At 57.1% G+C, this 16,619-nt stretch carries 15 protein-coding genes and 1 tRNA gene; 5 read left to right on the top strand and 11 right to left on the bottom strand.

Going from position 1 to position 16,619, the window contains the following annotated elements; genetic code table 11:
* Window positions 1-172: 172 nt before the first annotated feature.
* Window positions 173-658 carry a toll/interleukin-1 receptor domain-containing protein gene (locus CG50_RS12890; protein WP_338048284.1) on the top strand — a complete coding sequence of 162 codons (486 nt, stop codon included), beginning with the start codon at window positions 173-175 and terminating at the stop codon, window positions 656-658.
* 477 nt (window positions 659-1,135) lie between these two features.
* Here CG50_RS12890 and CG50_RS12885 read toward each other — a convergent pair whose 3' ends face one another.
* From CG50_RS12885 to CG50_RS12870, 4 genes are all read right to left on the bottom strand, one after another.
* The gene (locus tag CG50_RS12885; protein WP_081880433.1) at window positions 1,136-2,122 is read right to left on the bottom strand and encodes a YiiX/YebB-like N1pC/P60 family cysteine hydrolase; all 987 of its coding nucleotides are present in this window, start codon (window positions 2,120-2,122) and stop codon (window positions 1,136-1,138) included.
* 204 nt (window positions 2,123-2,326) lie between these two features.
* The gene (locus tag CG50_RS12880) at window positions 2,327-4,543 is read right to left on the bottom strand and encodes a KAP family P-loop NTPase fold protein (protein ID WP_036639105.1); all 2,217 of its coding nucleotides are present in this window, start codon (window positions 4,541-4,543) and stop codon (window positions 2,327-2,329) included.
* Between the two features lie 385 nt (window positions 4,544-4,928).
* The gene (locus CG50_RS12875) at window positions 4,929-5,432 is read right to left on the bottom strand and encodes a hypothetical protein (RefSeq protein ID WP_036639102.1); all 504 of its coding nucleotides are present in this window, start codon (window positions 5,430-5,432) and stop codon (window positions 4,929-4,931) included.
* A 94-nt stretch (window positions 5,433-5,526) separates the two neighbouring features.
* Window positions 5,527-6,081, bottom strand: a complete 555-nt coding sequence (locus CG50_RS12870; RefSeq protein WP_036639100.1) for a hypothetical protein — start codon at window positions 6,079-6,081, stop codon at window positions 5,527-5,529.
* A 305-nt stretch (window positions 6,082-6,386) separates the two neighbouring features.
* On the opposite strand from CG50_RS12870, the gene CG50_RS12865 reads away from it, so the two are divergent.
* Complete coding sequence (locus tag CG50_RS12865; protein WP_245615726.1) at window positions 6,387-6,620, top strand: helix-turn-helix domain-containing protein; 234 nt, start codon at window positions 6,387-6,389, stop codon at window positions 6,618-6,620.
* 3 nt (window positions 6,621-6,623) lie between these two features.
* Here the strand turns inward: CG50_RS12865 and CG50_RS12860 are convergent, their stop codons facing one another.
* The 5 genes from CG50_RS12860 to CG50_RS12840 form a co-directional block, all read right to left on the bottom strand.
* Entirely contained in the window at window positions 6,624-7,667 is a 1,044-nt protein-coding gene (locus CG50_RS12860) for a hypothetical protein (RefSeq protein WP_152559518.1), read from the bottom strand.
* Between the two features lie 57 nt (window positions 7,668-7,724).
* The gene (locus CG50_RS12855) at window positions 7,725-8,342 is read right to left on the bottom strand and encodes a hypothetical protein (RefSeq protein ID WP_036639093.1); all 618 of its coding nucleotides are present in this window, start codon (window positions 8,340-8,342) and stop codon (window positions 7,725-7,727) included.
* 2 nt (window positions 8,343-8,344) lie between these two features.
* Window positions 8,345-8,698: a DUF3768 domain-containing protein gene (locus tag CG50_RS12850; protein ID WP_036639091.1), complete on the bottom strand. Its 354-nt coding sequence runs from the start codon at window positions 8,696-8,698 to the stop codon at window positions 8,345-8,347.
* Window positions 8,699-8,732: 34 nt separating this feature from the next.
* Window positions 8,733-9,407: a tyrosine-type recombinase/integrase gene (locus CG50_RS12845; RefSeq protein ID WP_211248622.1), complete on the bottom strand. Its 675-nt coding sequence runs from the start codon at window positions 9,405-9,407 to the stop codon at window positions 8,733-8,735.
* 209 nt (window positions 9,408-9,616) lie between these two features.
* Window positions 9,617-9,817, bottom strand: a complete 201-nt coding sequence (locus CG50_RS12840) for a hypothetical protein (protein WP_036639086.1) — start codon at window positions 9,815-9,817, stop codon at window positions 9,617-9,619.
* A 461-nt stretch (window positions 9,818-10,278) separates the two neighbouring features.
* Here CG50_RS12840 and CG50_RS12835 point away from each other — a divergent pair, with 461 nt between their 5' ends.
* A complete protein-coding gene (locus tag CG50_RS12835; RefSeq protein WP_036639083.1) occupies window positions 10,279-10,995 on the top strand; it encodes a hypothetical protein in 717 nt (238 codons plus the stop codon).
* 326 nt (window positions 10,996-11,321) lie between these two features.
* Window positions 11,322-13,568, top strand: a complete 2,247-nt coding sequence (locus CG50_RS12830; protein ID WP_152559517.1) for a hypothetical protein — start codon at window positions 11,322-11,324, stop codon at window positions 13,566-13,568.
* Between the two features lie 224 nt (window positions 13,569-13,792).
* On the opposite strand, the gene CG50_RS12825 is transcribed toward CG50_RS12830, so the two are convergent.
* Both CG50_RS12825 and CG50_RS12820 read right to left on the bottom strand, forming a co-directional pair.
* The gene (locus CG50_RS12825; protein ID WP_036639078.1) at window positions 13,793-15,061 is read right to left on the bottom strand and encodes a DUF6538 domain-containing protein; all 1,269 of its coding nucleotides are present in this window, start codon (window positions 15,059-15,061) and stop codon (window positions 13,793-13,795) included.
* Between the two features lie 162 nt (window positions 15,062-15,223).
* A tRNA-Ser gene (locus CG50_RS12820) sits at window positions 15,224-15,313 on the bottom strand.
* 189 nt (window positions 15,314-15,502) lie between these two features.
* On the opposite strand from CG50_RS12820, the gene CG50_RS12815 reads away from it, so the two are divergent.
* Entirely contained in the window at window positions 15,503-16,600 is a 1,098-nt protein-coding gene (locus tag CG50_RS12815) for an N-acetylglucosamine-6-phosphate deacetylase (RefSeq protein ID WP_036639075.1), read from the top strand.
* Window positions 16,601-16,619: the final 19 nt, after the last annotated feature.

Genomic DNA, 16,619 nt, shown 5'->3' with positions numbered 1-16,619 from the left:
CGCCGCAGCTAACTGCCCTGCATGCGGGAGCCGATTTGGCCGTTATAGTGGCTACAGCAGCGGATATAGTAGCTCTGGATCATACTCTACTCCTTCATCTTCACACTCGGGGGGCAGTGGAGGATCGGGGCGGCGCACCTCAAAGCCGCGTTGGTCAGGAACTGGCTCGGCGGTGTGGTACACGCCCGAGCAAGTGCAGTCCCTTACCCCCATTCGAGAGAACGTTGAGAATCTAGCGGCCGCGCAGCCTGACCTTCGAGACGTATTTCTCTGCCACGCATGGGATGACAGGCAAGGCTCCGCCAAAGAATTACATGATCTGCTTGAAGCGCGAGGCGTCCGTGTATGGTTCAGCGAAAAGGACTTAGGCCTCGGAGTGCCTATGATGCGAGCGATCGACAAGGGCTTGGTGAACTCGCGCGTTGGTATCGTTTTAGTGACGCCGGCTATGTTACGGCGCCTTCAGGCGGAAAGTATCGCCGACAAGGAGCTTTCGGCGCTCCTGCGGCGTGAACGTCTGGTTCCGGTCGTCCATGGAACGACTTATGAGGAGCTTGAGCGGGTCAGCCTTTTGCTAGCTTCCCGAGCCGGGCTGAGTACTGCCGAAGAGTCGATGACAAATGTTGCAGCTAAAATCGCCGAGCTGGTTGCCATCTAGTCGCGCAGGGGAGGAAGCGAGGCTCAGCAACGTGTTCAGCGCTTACCACAGGAATTCTGCGATGGCTTATGATCGCATTAATCGATATTCGTGGCGAGATTATCATCCTAGCGCAAGACGTCGAAGCTTTCTCTGGCCCTGTCGATCATGTGCGAAGATACGGCCGGGGTATCACCCGCATAAACGCAGCGCCTCATGAACATATTATTGTACCTAACTGCAAGATATTGGGCGTGTTGTTTGCCCGTGCCAGATATAAATGGGCCAACTCATGACAAAAGTAGCATTTTGTCATGAAGGGAGAGCTTGGGGGCAAGTCGGCCCATAGCTGCCGGTCACGGTGACGCATACGCAGCAGGGCTGCTACCCAAGAGCGGCCGTCCATGGCACCGCGCAGAAAAATCCAGATCGAATGTCGGTGATGCGGGACTTTGCAGGCCATCGTTGCACTCGCCTTATTGTCTGCATCAGTAATTCTCATGGATGACGCGTAAGCCAATCTTCAGCGATATCGAGGCGATTGGCATGATTCTCCGCCAACATCTGATAGAATGTCATGAGCATCATTATAGTCTGTCTGGGTCTGATAGACTGATAGTATTGGTAGCCCTTTGCATTCGTCACGTATCGATTGTCTGTCCGAGACCCCTCGGCAAGGGTGCTTTCGCAATACCAACGAACATCGTCAGGCTGACGACGGCCTAAATCCTCCATGAGCTTTGCATCGTAGTGCCACGGGTTGATCTCGTGGTCGATTTTCCAGACGTGGAAGTATCCCGATTCGACATAGAGCTGCATGATCGTCTCGTCATGCTCGGAATGTTCCAGCACAAGTTTGTCAACGTCGCTAAGATTTTGGATTGATTTATCAATCCTCCGAGCACCATTCAGGATATGGTTCGTCGACTGCCGCATAAGGTTTAGGCCGCTGGGATGCGTCTGCCAGGCCTGGTATTCCTCGTCGGTGACATCCACGGTGGCATCTGCGACTTCGACAAGCTCGGCGCTCTTCAGGAGGTCTTTTGGGGTGCAAAAATCGGTGTTCTTAACGAGAGCAAACCCGTTGGCAGCGTAAGCTTGCGCAACGAGGCGACTACAGAACTGTTTCGGCGTGCCCCTTTTTCCCAGCCCCAGCCCAGCCCTGCCAGCTTCCCATGTCGCGTATTCACTCCCTATACGTTCTCGGACATAGTTGCATATTTTGATTGACGTGGAGGGGGGCAGCCCGCCCTTGAGACGTAGGGCAAATACGGCGTTGTGCTGTTCAAAGAACAGTCGCTGAGTGTTCGCCGAATGGACTCCATCTCCCGTCGCGTCAATGACCGAGCAGTTATCGACATAGAGCATGGCGTGTGAAATCGGGCTAATGGTGGTGGAACGGATGAATTTACTGATCTTCGCGTCGCTGGTCGTCAGGATCACATCTCCACGTTTCAATACTTTTTCGTTCAATCGCTTTTTCATCTCTCCACCATGCGGAACTGTTTTCCTATTTTAACGACGCATATGGAAACCGCAAAGCTGACATTGGTGCTCGTTGCAGCATCCGTCTATGTGAGCTCGGAGCGGTCATGCGGCGGCGCCGCGCGCCATTCTTGAGACCCGCGCCGCCGTATCGACATCCCCGGCCCTTTGCGGCCACTCAGATTACACGCATCGAATGACCGCTTAAGTCTCGTAATGGCGCGCTTGCTCCATGGCGGTCTCCAATTCTCTAACCATCTCGCCGTGTGCGCCTCCCCGAAGTGCTTCTAGTCGTGCAACAGTGCTTTCGAAATCGAAAAATGCTTCGATGGACGACTTGTGCAGAGGGTAATAAACGCTGTCACTCATGGCCCAACTACGAAGATGATTGAGAATAGAAAGAAAGCCCGCATCGGTAGCACTGTTAGAAGCCACCCATTCTCGCGCCTCTGCCTCACCCGATATGTCCCGCCACCCGAACAGGAATGTCGAAACGTCGGGCATTTCAGAGATTTTCTCTTGCACTTCAGTTGATGAAAGCCGCGTTCTCATGATCTCCAGAAGCATATCAAGGAAATCATCAGTGAAGACCCATTGACCAGGCTGGTTTGGTCGGTCTCCAACTCTACCATGGTCCCACATTTGCTCTCTGAAGAAGTTACCCACAAGCCAGTTCAACGCAGTGCCTTTTTCAGCCACCTCTTTTGAGACCTTCTCGAATCTTTCATGGTCAACGGTCCTCAATCGAACCAACAAACGTTCAGCCACTCGCACAGCTTTACTGGTAATGGAAAAGTCAAATGCGCGGGGGTTTTTATTGGTCGCGATGACTGAGTCCATGGTATCGGACATTGCCAGAAAAATACCAGCGACAGTTTCCTTGTCCAGCTTTGATACGAGGGCGTCATCGAGCCGGTCCAGAATATGCTCGAACCATGTCCGGCCCGATTGACGAAGACTTCTTGCGAAATGTTCGAGGTGAGCCTTCAAAGAAGGTAAATCTGATCTCGCAAACTCAAGGAGCTGTTTGAAATCGTCATCGGGCATTACCGTCTTGGGCCCCGTCAGGGCAAAGTAATAGCGGTAGTGTAAAGGACTTCCGAGACGTTTAAGTTGAATAGCATCGCCTGCCTCCCTAAGCGAAACCTCGGAAAAAACTCGCTTTGAGGCGACTTCATTTTTCCCAATGCCAGGAATGAATTGCCTCAAAGCCCATATTGATCGCGACGCACCGATCTCCTCGGATGGCAGGAGCTCTTTCAGGGATGTGCCTAATGTAGCCTTTGAATCATTGGTTATCGATCCGTCACCAGTGACCAAAATTGAGCGGACCGACAGATATTCTTCCAGCCACTTATAGAGCTTGAAGTTCGTGGTCTTGATTAGGTGAAGACGACAAAAATCTGGGAAATAGACATCATCGGCTACAGAGGGGTAGACAAACCGTATGCCGTTAAGGGCGAGCTTTACTTCTCTCGGTGTGCTCAACCCCATCCCCTCGCGATCTACGGCCGAAGCAAGATCCTCCAGCAGCTCACCGTCCGGAGCTGCACCGGTAATTTCCGCAAAAATGGCTTCGGCTTCTTTGCGAAACTGTGTTCGGAGATCGAAAGGCTCTGGAAGAGGAATGGCGAAAGTTAGTTGAACGATCTTTTGTAGGAACAAGTCGCCATCCTGAACCTTGAGACCCTCTTTCAGGGCTTGCGCCAAGACTTCTCGATCATAGCACATAAGATATGCAACCCTGGGGAAGTCGGCGACAGAACGCACAAGTCGAACAACTTCGACCGCTTGCTCGGGTTCGAGTCGGTCGAGATCGTCTAGGATGACAACAAACCCAACTCTAAGCGCTTCGATCTTTTCAGCAATTGCGCGCTTGAGTTCGGAGGGCGTGGCTTGCCGGCTTGAAAACTGTCCAAGCGCTTCGCCACCGGCTTTCAGTGCGCCAGCGGCAACTTGAGCGCCTGGTACAAAAAAACCTGCCAGACTGGCGAGAGGCACCAATGTCCGTGCTGTTTTTTGGCCGTAGAGGCTGATCAGGCCTCCGATTTCACTGGCCTTCTTCCGGTTGAACGCTCCCAGGATGCCTTTGGCTTCAGATTGTTTCGCTTCTTTCTTTTCAAGCACATCTGCAATCGGCCCCAACAGCGACATCACCAAGGTGGCCGAGTCACCGTTTAGCCACGGGGAAACAGTTATCGTGTGGATGTCTTCAGATTCGCCCGCAGCCAGTTCCTCGCGCAGGAAGTTCAGGAGCGAGGTTTTTCCCGACCCCCAGCGACCTTCCAGCCCCACGACCATACCGTCACCTTTTGAGGCCTCAATAATCGACGGAGCGAGGCGCTTGGCCATGCCCACAAATCCAAACTGATCTTCGGTTTCATCTTCAAGCGCCCGATCGGAATCTAACCCAATAGCCATGTGCCCTCTGGAATTTATATTAACGATCAAGCGCTTCTGTTCTTACCGTGTGCACCCAAAACTGGAAGCCCGAACGTAATCAACGTGGCGCTACTGAAGAGATAATGTCAACTTGCATCAAACTATTCTGGATGATTAGTCGTCTGCCAAGCCATCTCATGAGAAAGGTCCACATTCTCCAAGTGGCATATTTCCTATGCGCCCATCTCGGTCATTTGCGCACTCTGCAGCGAACGGCAGCTCCCCGCCCTCAACAGTCAACCGAGCATACCAAGCCGGCGACCCATAGCCCCTTAAGCCATCCGTCCCCGCGCAAAGCCAAAGATGCCTGTACCATCGTCTCAAAGGCTGCCGCTCAGGAACCCGCAGCGGCAGCCTGCGTGACTTAGCGATCTGATGCGCTCGCCCCTTTGCCTCGCCGCACCATCAGAACGACATGCAGGATTATCGCCGGCAACATCAGGATCGACACGGCAGGCGGAAGTGTTGGCGGCATCTCTGCGCCCGGCAATGTTGCCCGCATGAACCCGTCATACCCATTGGCCAGCAAAACCAGAACGAACGGGACGATCAGCAGCAGCCACTGCGGGCGCGCCCCCATGCCGATCAGCCGACGACGAGCAGAGATCACGTAGAGCAACGTGCCGGGAACAATCGAGAGGACCATCAACGGCCCCAACAGAGCGAAAAGACCCGCCACGTCAACCACCTGAAGCATCACGAGCGGCACCACGATGAGCAGGACCACGCTGAGCAGCCAATGGGCGACGAACGGGAGCCTGTCGATCGGGTCGCTCCCCCGCCGGAAGGACGGCCTCTGGTTCGGCCGGGACGGTGCGGGCGCGCCGCGCTTGTCGTTTTCGACTTTGCTTGTCTGCATGTCGGTCATGAATCTGATCCTTATGAGTTTTGACGAAAATGCTGTTTGCCGGTGAACGACACCGGACAAGTGCCAACAGCGGGGCACAGGGAGGGGGATGGGATCAGGGGCTGACCCAGAATTCGTCCCCGTCGTAGGAATAGCTCACCGGCCAGGTCAGCCCGTTCGTGAACCTCGCCATTCCCCGGCAATGAAGCGGGGGCTTGTTTGCCTCTGTCTTGGTGTCGCCGATCTCCATCAGCACGCCGACATCCGCCACGGTCTGGCCGCTGAACTTCATGACGATCTCGTCGGCGAGGCGATCACAGTTGTAGTCGGAGGGATGCGCCTGCTCGATCAGAAGGTCGAAGTTGCCTGCCGAGCGCTCGTTTGAAGACAGACGCACATATGTGGCAGGGGTCCCCTCAAGATAGGCGCGGCCGAGGCAGATGAAGGTCTGATCGTCGTGCTGGATCGTTTCCAGCGGGTCGATCCGCTGCACCTTCCTCAGCGAATAGTTCATCTCCATCTGCTGACCGACGAAGTGCTTGACCAGCACATCGCAGTCCATGTTCGCAGTCGAGGTCGGCACCCCGTTCAGATCCCGGCCTGTCACATAGGCATAGGCGGCTGCGCCGAGGCCGACGACGATCAGTAAGTTCCAGATTTTACTTAGCATATTCTTCTCGAAAAGATGATGGGAGGCAGCGAGCCAGACAACGATTAGAGAGCAGGCTTCGCGTTTCTTTCGGCATAAACGTGGGCAGAGTTCTGCAATCCGGCCCGTCCGGAATATACCAATATAGGATATTTTCACGCAAGACGTTGTGCCATGGGTGCGACACAACGTTAGATGCGGCTCACCGGCCGGACAGCCGGATATATCCCGAAATGGGATACTGTGCAGCGACAGTTACAGGGAAACAGACGTATCCAGCCCCCTGTCTGCCCGTGAAATCCCTGCGCTCACCCCGTCACCTGCTGTTGCTTGATAAACTGCGCACGCTGCGCAAAGGCGCGGGCATTACACAGGTTGAGCTGGCCGAGCGGCTCGGGCGCCCTCAATCCTATGTTGCGAAGATCGAGGGCGGCGAACGCAGGATGGACGTCCTTGAGTTCATTGACTGGTTGGAGGCCGTGAACGCGGCGGATCAGTTGCAGCCGCTGATACAGGACCTTCTCGCGATCAGAGCGTCTGCGAACGAAGATAAGCGGTAGTCCTTATCCAAGATCACCGGCCTTTGTGTCAGGTGCCTCCCGCAACAGCTTGGAGAGAAACGCACGAACCCGCGTCCGCGAAGGGGTAGACGCAACGTTGCGCTTTTCGATTTCCTGCTTCAGCGCCTTCGATGCGGCCTTGCGCAGCTTCGTCGCCCGCTTGCCGACAGCGACGGTCGTTTCATCCACCTCATGCTGCGCGAGGAGCCGGACAATCCTCAGTGCGTCCAGATCCGTGAAGTTCTTCTCATGCGCCGTTTTCATCTTCCCGGGGGTGTCCACGGTTACGAGGCCCAACCCCGCATCATCGGGTTTGACATAGGTCTTGGCAGTCTCCGAAAGCTTCGTCGCGTAGAAGAAACGGGTCGGCAGCGCTTTCGGGGTATCCGGGTCCACAAGCTGCAGGTCCAGACCTACGGCTTTACCGACCCCGCGGAACCGCTTGTTGAAGAGCGTCTTGACCTGTTTGACCGTTTCTTCGCTACCGTCTGCGCGCCACATGAACCCGTGGAAATGCGCAAGGAAGTGTCCTGCCGGCATCCCGGTCAGGGTCTGTATCTCGACAAACAGGATACCTTCCCAGCCGACGTCCCGAAGCGCTGTTTTCACCCGCCGCGTCATAGAGTGCAGATCGAGACTTTGCGCGTTGAGCGGGAGAAGCCACTTTCGATCCACCAACGTGGCGAAGTAGAGTTTCGTCTCCGGGTCCTCAAAGACCTGTTTCAGCCCCGCATACACTTCGCCGAAGAAGATGTTCCTGGCGTTGATGTTGCTCGCGAGCGGAGAGAGCCCTTGCTTCGTCTTCCGATGGGAAGCACCTGAGCCGCCGAGAATGCTGATTACCAGATTCCGTTCACTCCGAGACAGAGACGAAGCGCCGCAGTCAAGTCGCTCGATCGCGTCGAAGCACTTAGCCAGAAACGCGGAACACCGATCTTGCTGCAAGTTCCGCGCATCGGCTTCACTCAGAAGTCGGTGTTCCTCTGTGCTTCGCGAATGAGATTGTGCTCGGTACTTTTTATCGTTGAGTTTTTTCTGTTTCAGCATTGATTGGAACGCTTCTGACATGTGCATTGTGTAGTTCCCCATATCCCATTCACTTATTCAAAGCGTTTGACGTGCAGATCGACCGTTTCGGGTGTGAGCTTTGCGCCCTAAGGATCTGCTGCACGGGCCAATCGGGACGACGCTGTTCAGGATCAGTTTCCCGTCCGGCGTCGCGGAGAGCTGCAAAGTCCGTCGAAAAACGAACCGCATGTTGTCGCTGTCGAAGAGGAAGATGCGGGCATCGCTCAGCCCGCAGATCACAGTATGGTGACTGATCCTGCCGTCGAAGTCGGCCAGAAGCACATCTCCGCGCCCCAGACAGTCTTGCCAGATCCGGTCCAGATCTGCGTTGCAGACAATCCCCGTTTGCGGCTTGCGCAGGACTGAAGGCGCGCGGTCGCGCAACGCCCGGCTTTTGAAGATCGCCTTCGCCACCTTCATCTGTCGTGCCTGCGTCATTCCGTCGAAGATCGGGGCGAGACCATCGCGCGTGCGACAGGCCGCTTCGAGGCCATCGCGATACAGCGTCTTGCAGACCTGACGCGACAGTCCTCCCGTCGGGGCGTGCAGAAGCCGAAGCGCGTTGATGATCGCATAGAGACCACAAAGCGCGTCGAGATTGCCCTGTTGCCACGGCTCGGTCATCGCGGCACCGGGATGCATCTTGCTTGTCATGCTCAGTACTCCCACGCCATCATCACCGTCAGGACCCGGACCGTCTGGTCGGGATCGGCGGGATCTGGATAGCCAAGCACGGTATCGGCATCGAGGTAGTCGATCTTCCAGAAGATCGGATCGCCCTGCCACGACGTGCAGCCGAAGTCGTGCTCGCCGTAGGGATCGTCATCCGCGCTGAAATGGTCAAAGTCGGAAATCGCGCGCAACAGAGCCGCCGTTTCATTGCCCAGCTTTGCGATGATGCCGCTGCTCAGCAGCAATTTTCCTCCCCGAAGGTCTTTGCGGAAGGCATCGTTCAGGTCGCGGATCATGGCCGTGGTTTCGGCAGCCGTCCGCCATTGAGTGCCAGACATGGCATCGTTCCTTTGAGTTGAGAGTGTGAGGGGGTCAGATCAGCGTGACCAGCTTGCGCTGGATCGCGCGGTCTCCCTGAATGTACCGTTCGGTCGTGCTGAGGGCCGCGTGCCCGGCCAGTTCCTGCACATCGCGCAGAGACCCGTTGATCTTCGGCAGCAACCTGGCGGCTTTGGTGATGAACGTTCGCCGCCCTGAGTGCGACGAACAGCCCGCCATCCCGAGGCCGTCATAGGTTTGGCGAAACCAGTTGACGACAGACCGGGGCGTCATCGCGCCGCCGCGTTCCGAGTGAACCACCGGGCCGGTCTGCGGGCGCCCCAACGCATGGTGCAGATCCTTCAGGGCGCTCATCAGCACGGGGGAGATGGGGACAACGCGGGACTTGCCGCCCTTCGTGATCCCGCCGCAGAGCGACAACGCCCCGCTGAACTTGCCCGAAGGGCCGAGCACCATGGGCCAGGTCAATCCTGCTATCTCGCAAGCCCTGAGCCCCGCATGAAAGCTGAGGAGGACGATAACGCGATTGCGGACCGGATGGCGTGTTTGAGTGATAGCCCGGAGCAAACGACGCACGTCGTCGTCCCCGAGAACCATTGCTGGTTGCCTGAGCATAGCATTCACATTTTTAATGATTAGTTTCAGTATTTTAGCATGAAACACTGAAAATGTGAAGGCACGCCCGTCCGGGGGCAGTTCAGAGCCCATTGTCACCGCCGAGCGCCGCCGCAGGGAAAGCGCCCCCCGCTTCGATGGCAACACAGCCCTGAGCCGGTTCACTCGCGAGCATTCGCGGTCTGCATTGCCACGGTCGCAGTCCAGACCATGAACGCAGCTCTTCCGCACCATCGTATGTTGCTTCCTGGCTTCAGCTTCAGGTTCAGCCGGGCGCCGATCCGGTGGGGCTCGGCGTGGCTTTAGGAATGAACTGCGGCAGCGTCCTGCATCGCCATCACCGCACGCGCATAGGAGACGGCATCCCGTTCGAGACGGGCTTCTTCGACGGAGAGCGCAGCATCGAGCCGGCGGAAGATTGGCAGGTAGACGCTGTTTTGCAGCACCAGCTCGGCGACCTTGCGGTGAGCTGCGCGCAATCTTGCGAGCTGACTTCCGGCCATGGGTCATGACCTCACCCCGCGGAGCGAGACAGGCACAGGGCTTTGCGATGCAGGCCGGCAGACAGCTCGGAACTTTGAGATGCGTGCAGAGCCGCGACGGCGCTTTCGGCCTGCGGCAGGCGGAAGCGCAGACACGATGAAGCGCGCATTCGTCGCCGTGCCGACGGTAGATCTGATGCGAAGTTTGCGTGTGATTGCTGGCATCGTTTTGGTCCTTTTTAAACGGTGCCAAGCATTTACAATTCACACCAGTGAGACCTTTTCACGGGCGGCGCGAAAATCTCATACGACACTGTAATATAATCATTATTTCATACGCAGCCTAATGAAAGCTCTACAGATACGGACTTTATCGTTCAGATTATAGATGATAGTTACAGACGTTATCTGCATTTCTGCCGTTTTCCGCAGACACGGGCCGGCAGGAATGTTTCAATAAATCCGTAGCTACGGAGGTTACGATGACGAGCAATCGGGTTCACAAGAAGACTTTCACTCAGGAAGAAAGCCGCGTTCGCGCGCTGTATCCCGATCTCTTCCTCAAAACTTTTGGGAAGCTCTCCAACCCTGACGAAGCCACCGAAGCAGACGTTCAGAAAAAGTTTCGGAAGATTCGCCGCAGGCTGCATGACGAAGTATCCGCCCGGTCAGCACAACTTCAGACCACCGATAAGAAGGCCCCCCGGGGGCGACGCAACAGCGCAGAAGAAGCGCTGCGCAACGATCTCAGGCGCAACGTCTACATCCTGATGCGCGACCTCGACGGACTGAAGTGGTGGCGCCATGTCGAGAACCTCGTGCAGCGCAAGTCTCCGGGGAAGCGCGCTCGAAGCATCACGGCCAAACGGTATGCGGACGTGCTGCACTACATCCTGCGCGACGATGAGACAGGCAACGTTCTCCTCCCTAGTCCCGCCATCGGCGAGATCTCCAATCAGCTGGCCTATGCCCACAGACACGACGTGCCGTTCCCGTTTCTGAACGGCTTTCTGAGCGAAGTGCACTTCGAGAAAGCTGCACAGAAGGAGCGCGCGAACGAATGGGAAAGCTGGCACCCAAGCAGCAGGGCGAGCGCCAAGGAGAAGCCGGCCAAGTTGCCGAAAGACTCCGGGAAACGCGCTTCGCCCTCTTCGCAACCGTCCCGTCTCCTTCGCACGCCGAGCAAAAGGGACAAGTGAGCCCTCCATTCCAGAGAGACGCGGGCTCACTCACGCCACCGAGGTGCAGGCCTCAGGGAGTGGGGAACGGTGTTCGTGTGCGGTTGCACTGGGCGTGGCGTCGGAAAAGCAGGGCGAACGGTAACGCAGCTCGTCTCCGGCTTCCGGGAACATCAGGCAAGGGACAGACGCGATCAGACGTCTGACCGACAGTAAGGGGCGGAATGCAGACTTTCGCTCACGGGCACTCATCTGTCAGCACTGTCACTCGTCGTCACGCTTGCAGCGGCGCTCAGGATGTGGTGCATTTTCGATCCAAGCCTCATGATTGAAGTGGGAAAACTACCGTGGACACTGTTGACCCCAGAGTCATTGAAATCGCGCTGTCGCGGGTTGGTGGAACCGATTTTGAGAACTTTGCTCAAGGGTTCTTTGCGGCAACTCTTGGCGCAGACTATCTGCCGATGGGCGGCTTTCACGACGGTGGTGCCGACGGTGCGCTAGACGACCGCTTGTTCGAAGCCGCGGGTACCCAAAAATTCATGCAGGCGTCCATCAGCGCCGAACCGAAGGCTAAGATCAGAAAGACCTTAAAGAGGCTGCGCGAATTTGGTCGCGACCCCAAAAGCCTCATGTATGCAACCAGTCAAAAACTCCCCCTTATTGACCAGATTCAGGAAGAACTTAGCGACGAGCTGGATTGCAGGATTGTCATTAGAGACGGCCATTACTTTCAGCACCAAATTAATGGCACACCGGGGGCGTTGCAGGCTTACAAATCTTATGTGGCAGGGGCTGCGTCCTACCTGGATGGAGTTGGTGCCGCTGATACCATCCCGGCAATTCAAGGACTCCCTGCCAAGACGCTTTGCGTCTTTCTCGGGCAAGAGTTGGACCGAAGGCGTGGAAAAAGCGACCTGCTTGAGGCGGTAGCAGACAGCTTGATCCTTTGGTCACTTGAGGGAACGGATCCCGACAAAGGCGTATTTTTGACTCTTAAAGAGATTGAGGCGAGAGTGATTGAGGCACTCCCGTCGGCGAAGACTTTCTTCAAGGGCGTCCTGCCCAATCGGGTTTCTGAGCTGATCTCAAAAGGTGATGGCGGAAGGAAAGTAAATTTCCATAAAAAGGAAAACGGATATTGTCTACCATTCGAAACTCGAAAGAGGATTCGCGAAGAAAATGTTGAGGATGAAGCGCTAAAACTTCAAGTTAGCGAGATATTTAGGAATAGGGCCTCGGAGAACGCGTCCTTAGCCACAGACAACTCAAGCCTAATCGAACAGTGTATCGCCATCTGCCACGATGTGATCCACAAATCATATCATGCCCAGGGGCTTGAGATTGCCCTATTCTTAGAACGCGAAGAAGGAAGTGATAGTGACCTTCCCTCGATCAATGATGTATTAGATCAAGCTATTTCCGAGAGAGGTTTGGCCGGCAAAGATGCAGGACTAATCGCACAAGTATGCCTTTCGATACTTCGGGGCACATACTACAACAGCACCAAGGAAGAGCGGCGCTACCTTCGGAAACTTTCTCGAACGTATGTTCTTTTGTTCATGCTGAAGAACGAACCAAGGGTGGTTGAGTACTTCCGAAGCATGACCTCCAATTTCAATCTATACGTTGGCGCCGACCTTATTGTGAGGGCTCTATCCGAGCATTTGCTGTCCAAGAATGACCAAATGACCAAGAATGCACTTAAACTTCTTAAGGCAGCGGGGTCGCAGCTAATTTTGACCGACAAGACACTTGATGAGGTATGGCACCATTTCAGGACAACCCACCTTGAGTTCATAAATAATTATCAAGATGTTCAGAATTATATGACGTTTTCCCTTGCCAGCCAGATTGATCGCATCCTCATCCGGGCTTTCTTCTACGCTAAGATCGAGAGAGCCTCTCGAAAGAAGGAGCCATTTGGATGGGCGAACTATTTGGGTCAATTCCTCACCGTGACTGAAATAGCAAGAGATACTGCCCGCGGCGAGCTGAGGGAGTATCTAATTCATGAGTTTGGTTTCACTTTTGAAGACGAAAAGGCCATGCTCTCGGGCATTGATCCAGAGCAGCTCTACGAGCTTGCAGCAACCATTCAAAAAACAAGGAACAAAAAAGGAAGAGACGAAGCAAGTGAAGAGATACTTTGCCGAAATGCGGCGCTGACTGTTTTGCGTGTTTACCAGAGGCGTAAGATCGAGGGAGAAAGGAGCGGAGGCAACCCGTATGGCTTCAAGACGTGGTGGTTAACTCAGCAGACCAGAGTTCAGAATGCTACTGGTCCATTGATCGCAAAAGAGGGGTCACGATATATGATGAGACCTGAGTTTGTGCTTCATTTCCTTGCTGCGCTTCCATCTGCGAAAGCTGTTCAGACGAGCTATGATCGCATCTTCCCGACTATTCTTGGTGTGAAGCTGGGAAATCGGATGGATGAATCCGCATTTAAGAGGATTATCTCTAAGGCGCGTGAGGTTTACGATGATGTCGACCATTCGAGAGCGAAGGTTCTGCTTGCAAATGCATCTGCTCAACTACAATCAGATTTTCTAAAACGATATGAGGACAGTTCATTCTTCTCGAAGGTTTAGAAGAAGCAACATTGAGCATGGGAAATTGCTGTGCTGGGGGCCGGAAGGCAGGTTTGGAGAAGCCGCGTAGCGGCATGGCACCCGTGGGGAAGGTCCGGTCAGGGCCGGGCACTCCGGTGCCCGGCGGCGGATCTGACAGGCAGCAGAGGGCCGAGAGCGCCAACGGTTCAGGCAAGAGGCCCCAGCGGCACCCCAGTGCGGGGCGCTGCATTTCTCGCCGTCACTTAGAACGCGATGCGCTGCACGATCTCATGCAGCTGTTCAAGGCTCGCCCCCTTCCCGTAGCGTTCGCGGTCGAGGCTATGGCCGAAGAGGTCGCGACGGATCCGGTCGTCAACTCCGGCCGCCAGCATCCGGTCCTCGAACGCATGGCGCAGGCTGTACATGCTGTGCCCCGGCGTCTCCAGCAAGCCATGCTCGCGCAGATACTTGTTCACGGTGGCCGAGAGGCCCGGATTGTCGGCGTAGCGCGGAAAGCCTTCCGGGCACTCGCGGAACGCCGCAAGACTGACCCCCGCCAGAGGGATGATCCGGCGCGCATAGGCGCTCTTGAGCTGCCGCCCGTTCGGCTCGATGGAGATATGCGGCACAGCCCCCTCCAGCCGGATCTGATCGCGGCCGAGGCTGGCCCCCTCGCTGGGGCGGTAGCCCGTATTCACCATCCCCAGAAGGATGCAGCGCGCCTCTGTGTTCAGGCCGGCCAGAGCGCCCTCCTGCAACAGTTTGTCGCGGATCCACGCATCCGAGAACGGCGGGCGCTGACGCTTCTCGCCTTGCTTCAACGCCAGATCGCTCAGCGGCAGCACAAGCCCCAGCCGCTTCATCCGGTTCACGGTTTTCAGAACGTCGGACAGGTGCACAAGGTCCTTGTTCGCAGAGTTCGGCGTCAGGTTTTCGGCCTCGACCCGATCGATCCACCATTGCCGGAAATCGAGCATGTCATCGCCGCTGATTTCCGCGATGGGCTTGTCTCCGACAACATCGACAAAGTTCTTCACCGCCTTCAGGCGAGGATTGCGCCAGCGGCGCAGCTGATCTTCGGACTTCCCGAAAGTCTTGTCCTTCGCGAGCGTCCAGTAGAGCTCCAGCGCACGGGTCACGGTGATCGCGGGCTCGGCAGCACCGCCGAGGAACGCAGCCGCTTCTACCGGGCTTGGCTTGCCCGCGACCTCGCCGACGGCCTCGACACGCTCCAGCAGCTCATCGAGCGGCAAAGCCGCGACCCGTTCGGCCGGCAGATACCGCAAGCCCCGCGACTGAGCGAGCTTCCTTGCCGCCTCGAAGAACGCCTCGGCATCGCCGTCCTGCCCGGCAAGTCTGGCCTCCCACGCCTCCAAAAGCCCGGCCCATGCAGCCGGGGCCTTGGCCAAAGCTGCCGTTTCGGAATCGGTGTGCAGACTGATCCAGACCGTTTTGCGCGGCTCGACAGCGGCAAAGCGCTGCGGAACACGCTTGCGAAGGTGATAGGTGGAGCCGCGCAAGATGGGTTTCATGGAGAAACGCTAGCAACCCCTGCACGAACAAACAAGGCGATGTGCAGCAAATTGTATAGCAAAATGTGCAGCAAAATCCGACATCAGATCAGTGGCACAATACGATCTGAATAGAAAAATAAATCAATTCAATGATTTAAATCTGGACACATGTAGGGGATCTGGCGGACGGGATGGGATTCGAACCCACGAGACGGTTCCCCGCCTACACACTTTCCAGGCGTGCGCCTTCGACCACTCGGCCACCCGTCCGAGGCGGAGCTGTATCGACAACTTCGCGAGGTGGCAAGAGGTCTCCGCCCCCGCCCCACCCCGGCAGCCACTGTTTTTAGCCGGAAAGCGGGCATGATCGCGGCTGCATCGGACGGCAGGGCGCGCTATCACAGGCCTCATCCGCGGAGCGAGGTCTCCGCCCGCCGAATCTCCAAGGAGCCCCGAGAAATGATCCGCCTCGTCGCCGCCGAGAATACCTTCCTGAACGGTCGCCTCGTTGCCGGATACGCCGCCGAGATCGGCGCCGAAGGCATTCGCCGGCTGCGCCCGCTCCACTCGGACGAGAGCCCGGATCTGCGCGCCCATCTGCTGATGCCCGCCGGGATCGACCTGCAGGTGAACGGCGCGGGCGGGGTGATGCTGAACTCGGACACCAGCGCCCACGGCATCCGCCATATCGTCGACACCCTGCGCGCGCGCGGCACCGGCTGGGTAATGCCGACGCTCATCACCTGCGAGGGGCCGCGGATCCTGCGCGCCGCCGAGGCCGCTCTCGAGGCCTGGAGCAGCGCGGGCTTCTACGGGCTCCATATCGAGGGCCCGCATATCGCGCCCGAAAAACGCGGCACCCACCGGCTCGGCTATGTCCGGCCGATGGATGACGACACGCTGAACGCCCTCGCCATCCTGCGCCGCGCCGATGTGCCGGTGATGCTGACCCTCGCGCCCGAGATCGTCCCCGCCGACACCATCCGCCGCATCGTCGACATGGGCGTCGTCGTCTCGGCCGGGCATACGGCGGCAAGCGAGGCGCAGACCCGCGCAGGCCTTGCCGCCGGCATCAGCTGTTTCACTCATCTTTACAACGCCATGCCGCCGATGAGCTCGCGCGCGCCCGGCGTTCTCGGCACCGCCATCGGATCCGATGCCTATGCCGGGATGATCGTCGACGGCCATCATGTCAGCTGGGAGATGGCCGGCATCGCCTGGCGCGCCCGCCCCCTGCCCGAGCGGATGTTCCTCGTCTCGGACGCGATGGCGACGATCGGCGGCCCGGATCACTTCGAGCTTTACGGCGAGCGGATCGAGGTGCGCGACGGCGCGCTGGTCAATGCGGCGGGCGCGCTGGCGGGCGCTCATGTCGATCTGATGACCTGCATGGCCAATCTGGTTCACCACGTCGGTGTGCCGCTCGATCAGGCGGTGCGGGCGGCGACGCTGGTGCCGGCCTCGGTCATGGGGCGCACGGCGCCGGGCCTTGCCGACGGCACGCCGAACGGCGAATTCGTGCTGCTCGACGCAGGGTTGCGCCGGATCGCGCTGTAGCGATCCGGCCCAGGTAAAC

Origin of the sequence: Paenirhodobacter enshiensis (assembly GCF_000740785.1) — a bacterium.
GTDB classification, from domain to species: domain Bacteria; phylum Pseudomonadota; class Alphaproteobacteria; order Rhodobacterales; family Rhodobacteraceae; genus Rhodobacter; species Rhodobacter enshiensis.
The sequence above is the reverse complement of the archived record's forward strand: the minus strand, read 5'-3'. Positions and strand labels throughout refer to the sequence as shown.

What these genes read in the sequence shown, in the direction of transcription:
- CG50_RS12885 (WP_081880433.1), bottom strand. Translation starts at nt 2,122, where the DNA reads ATGAAAAAGCGATTGAACGAAAAAGTATTGAAACGTGGAGATGTGATC.
- CG50_RS12880 (WP_036639105.1), bottom strand. Translation starts at nt 4,543, where the DNA reads ATGGCTATTGGGTTAGATTCCGATCGGGCGCTTGAAGATGAAACCGAA.
- CG50_RS12875 (WP_036639102.1), bottom strand. Translation starts at nt 5,432, where the DNA reads ATGACCGACATGCAGACAAGCAAAGTCGAAAACGACAAGCGCGGCGCG.
- CG50_RS12870 (WP_036639100.1), bottom strand. Translation starts at nt 6,081, where the DNA reads ATGCTAAGTAAAATCTGGAACTTACTGATCGTCGTCGGCCTCGGCGCA.
- CG50_RS12860 (WP_152559518.1), bottom strand. Translation starts at nt 7,667, where the DNA reads ATGCTGAAACAGAAAAAACTCAACGATAAAAAGTACCGAGCACAATCT.
- CG50_RS12855 (WP_036639093.1), bottom strand. Translation starts at nt 8,342, where the DNA reads ATGACAAGCAAGATGCATCCCGGTGCCGCGATGACCGAGCCGTGGCAA.
- CG50_RS12850 (WP_036639091.1), bottom strand. Translation starts at nt 8,698, where the DNA reads ATGTCTGGCACTCAATGGCGGACGGCTGCCGAAACCACGGCCATGATC.
- CG50_RS12845 (WP_211248622.1), bottom strand. Translation starts at nt 9,407, where the DNA reads ATGGGCTCTGAACTGCCCCCGGACGGGCGTGCCTTCACATTTTCAGTG.
- CG50_RS12840 (WP_036639086.1), bottom strand. Translation starts at nt 9,817, where the DNA reads ATGGCCGGAAGTCAGCTCGCAAGATTGCGCGCAGCTCACCGCAAGGTC.
- CG50_RS12835 (WP_036639083.1), top strand. Translation starts at nt 10,279, where the DNA reads ATGACGAGCAATCGGGTTCACAAGAAGACTTTCACTCAGGAAGAAAGC.
- CG50_RS12825 (WP_036639078.1), bottom strand. Translation starts at nt 15,061, where the DNA reads ATGAAACCCATCTTGCGCGGCTCCACCTATCACCTTCGCAAGCGTGTT.
- CG50_RS12815 (WP_036639075.1), top strand. Translation starts at nt 15,503, where the DNA reads ATGATCCGCCTCGTCGCCGCCGAGAATACCTTCCTGAACGGTCGCCTC.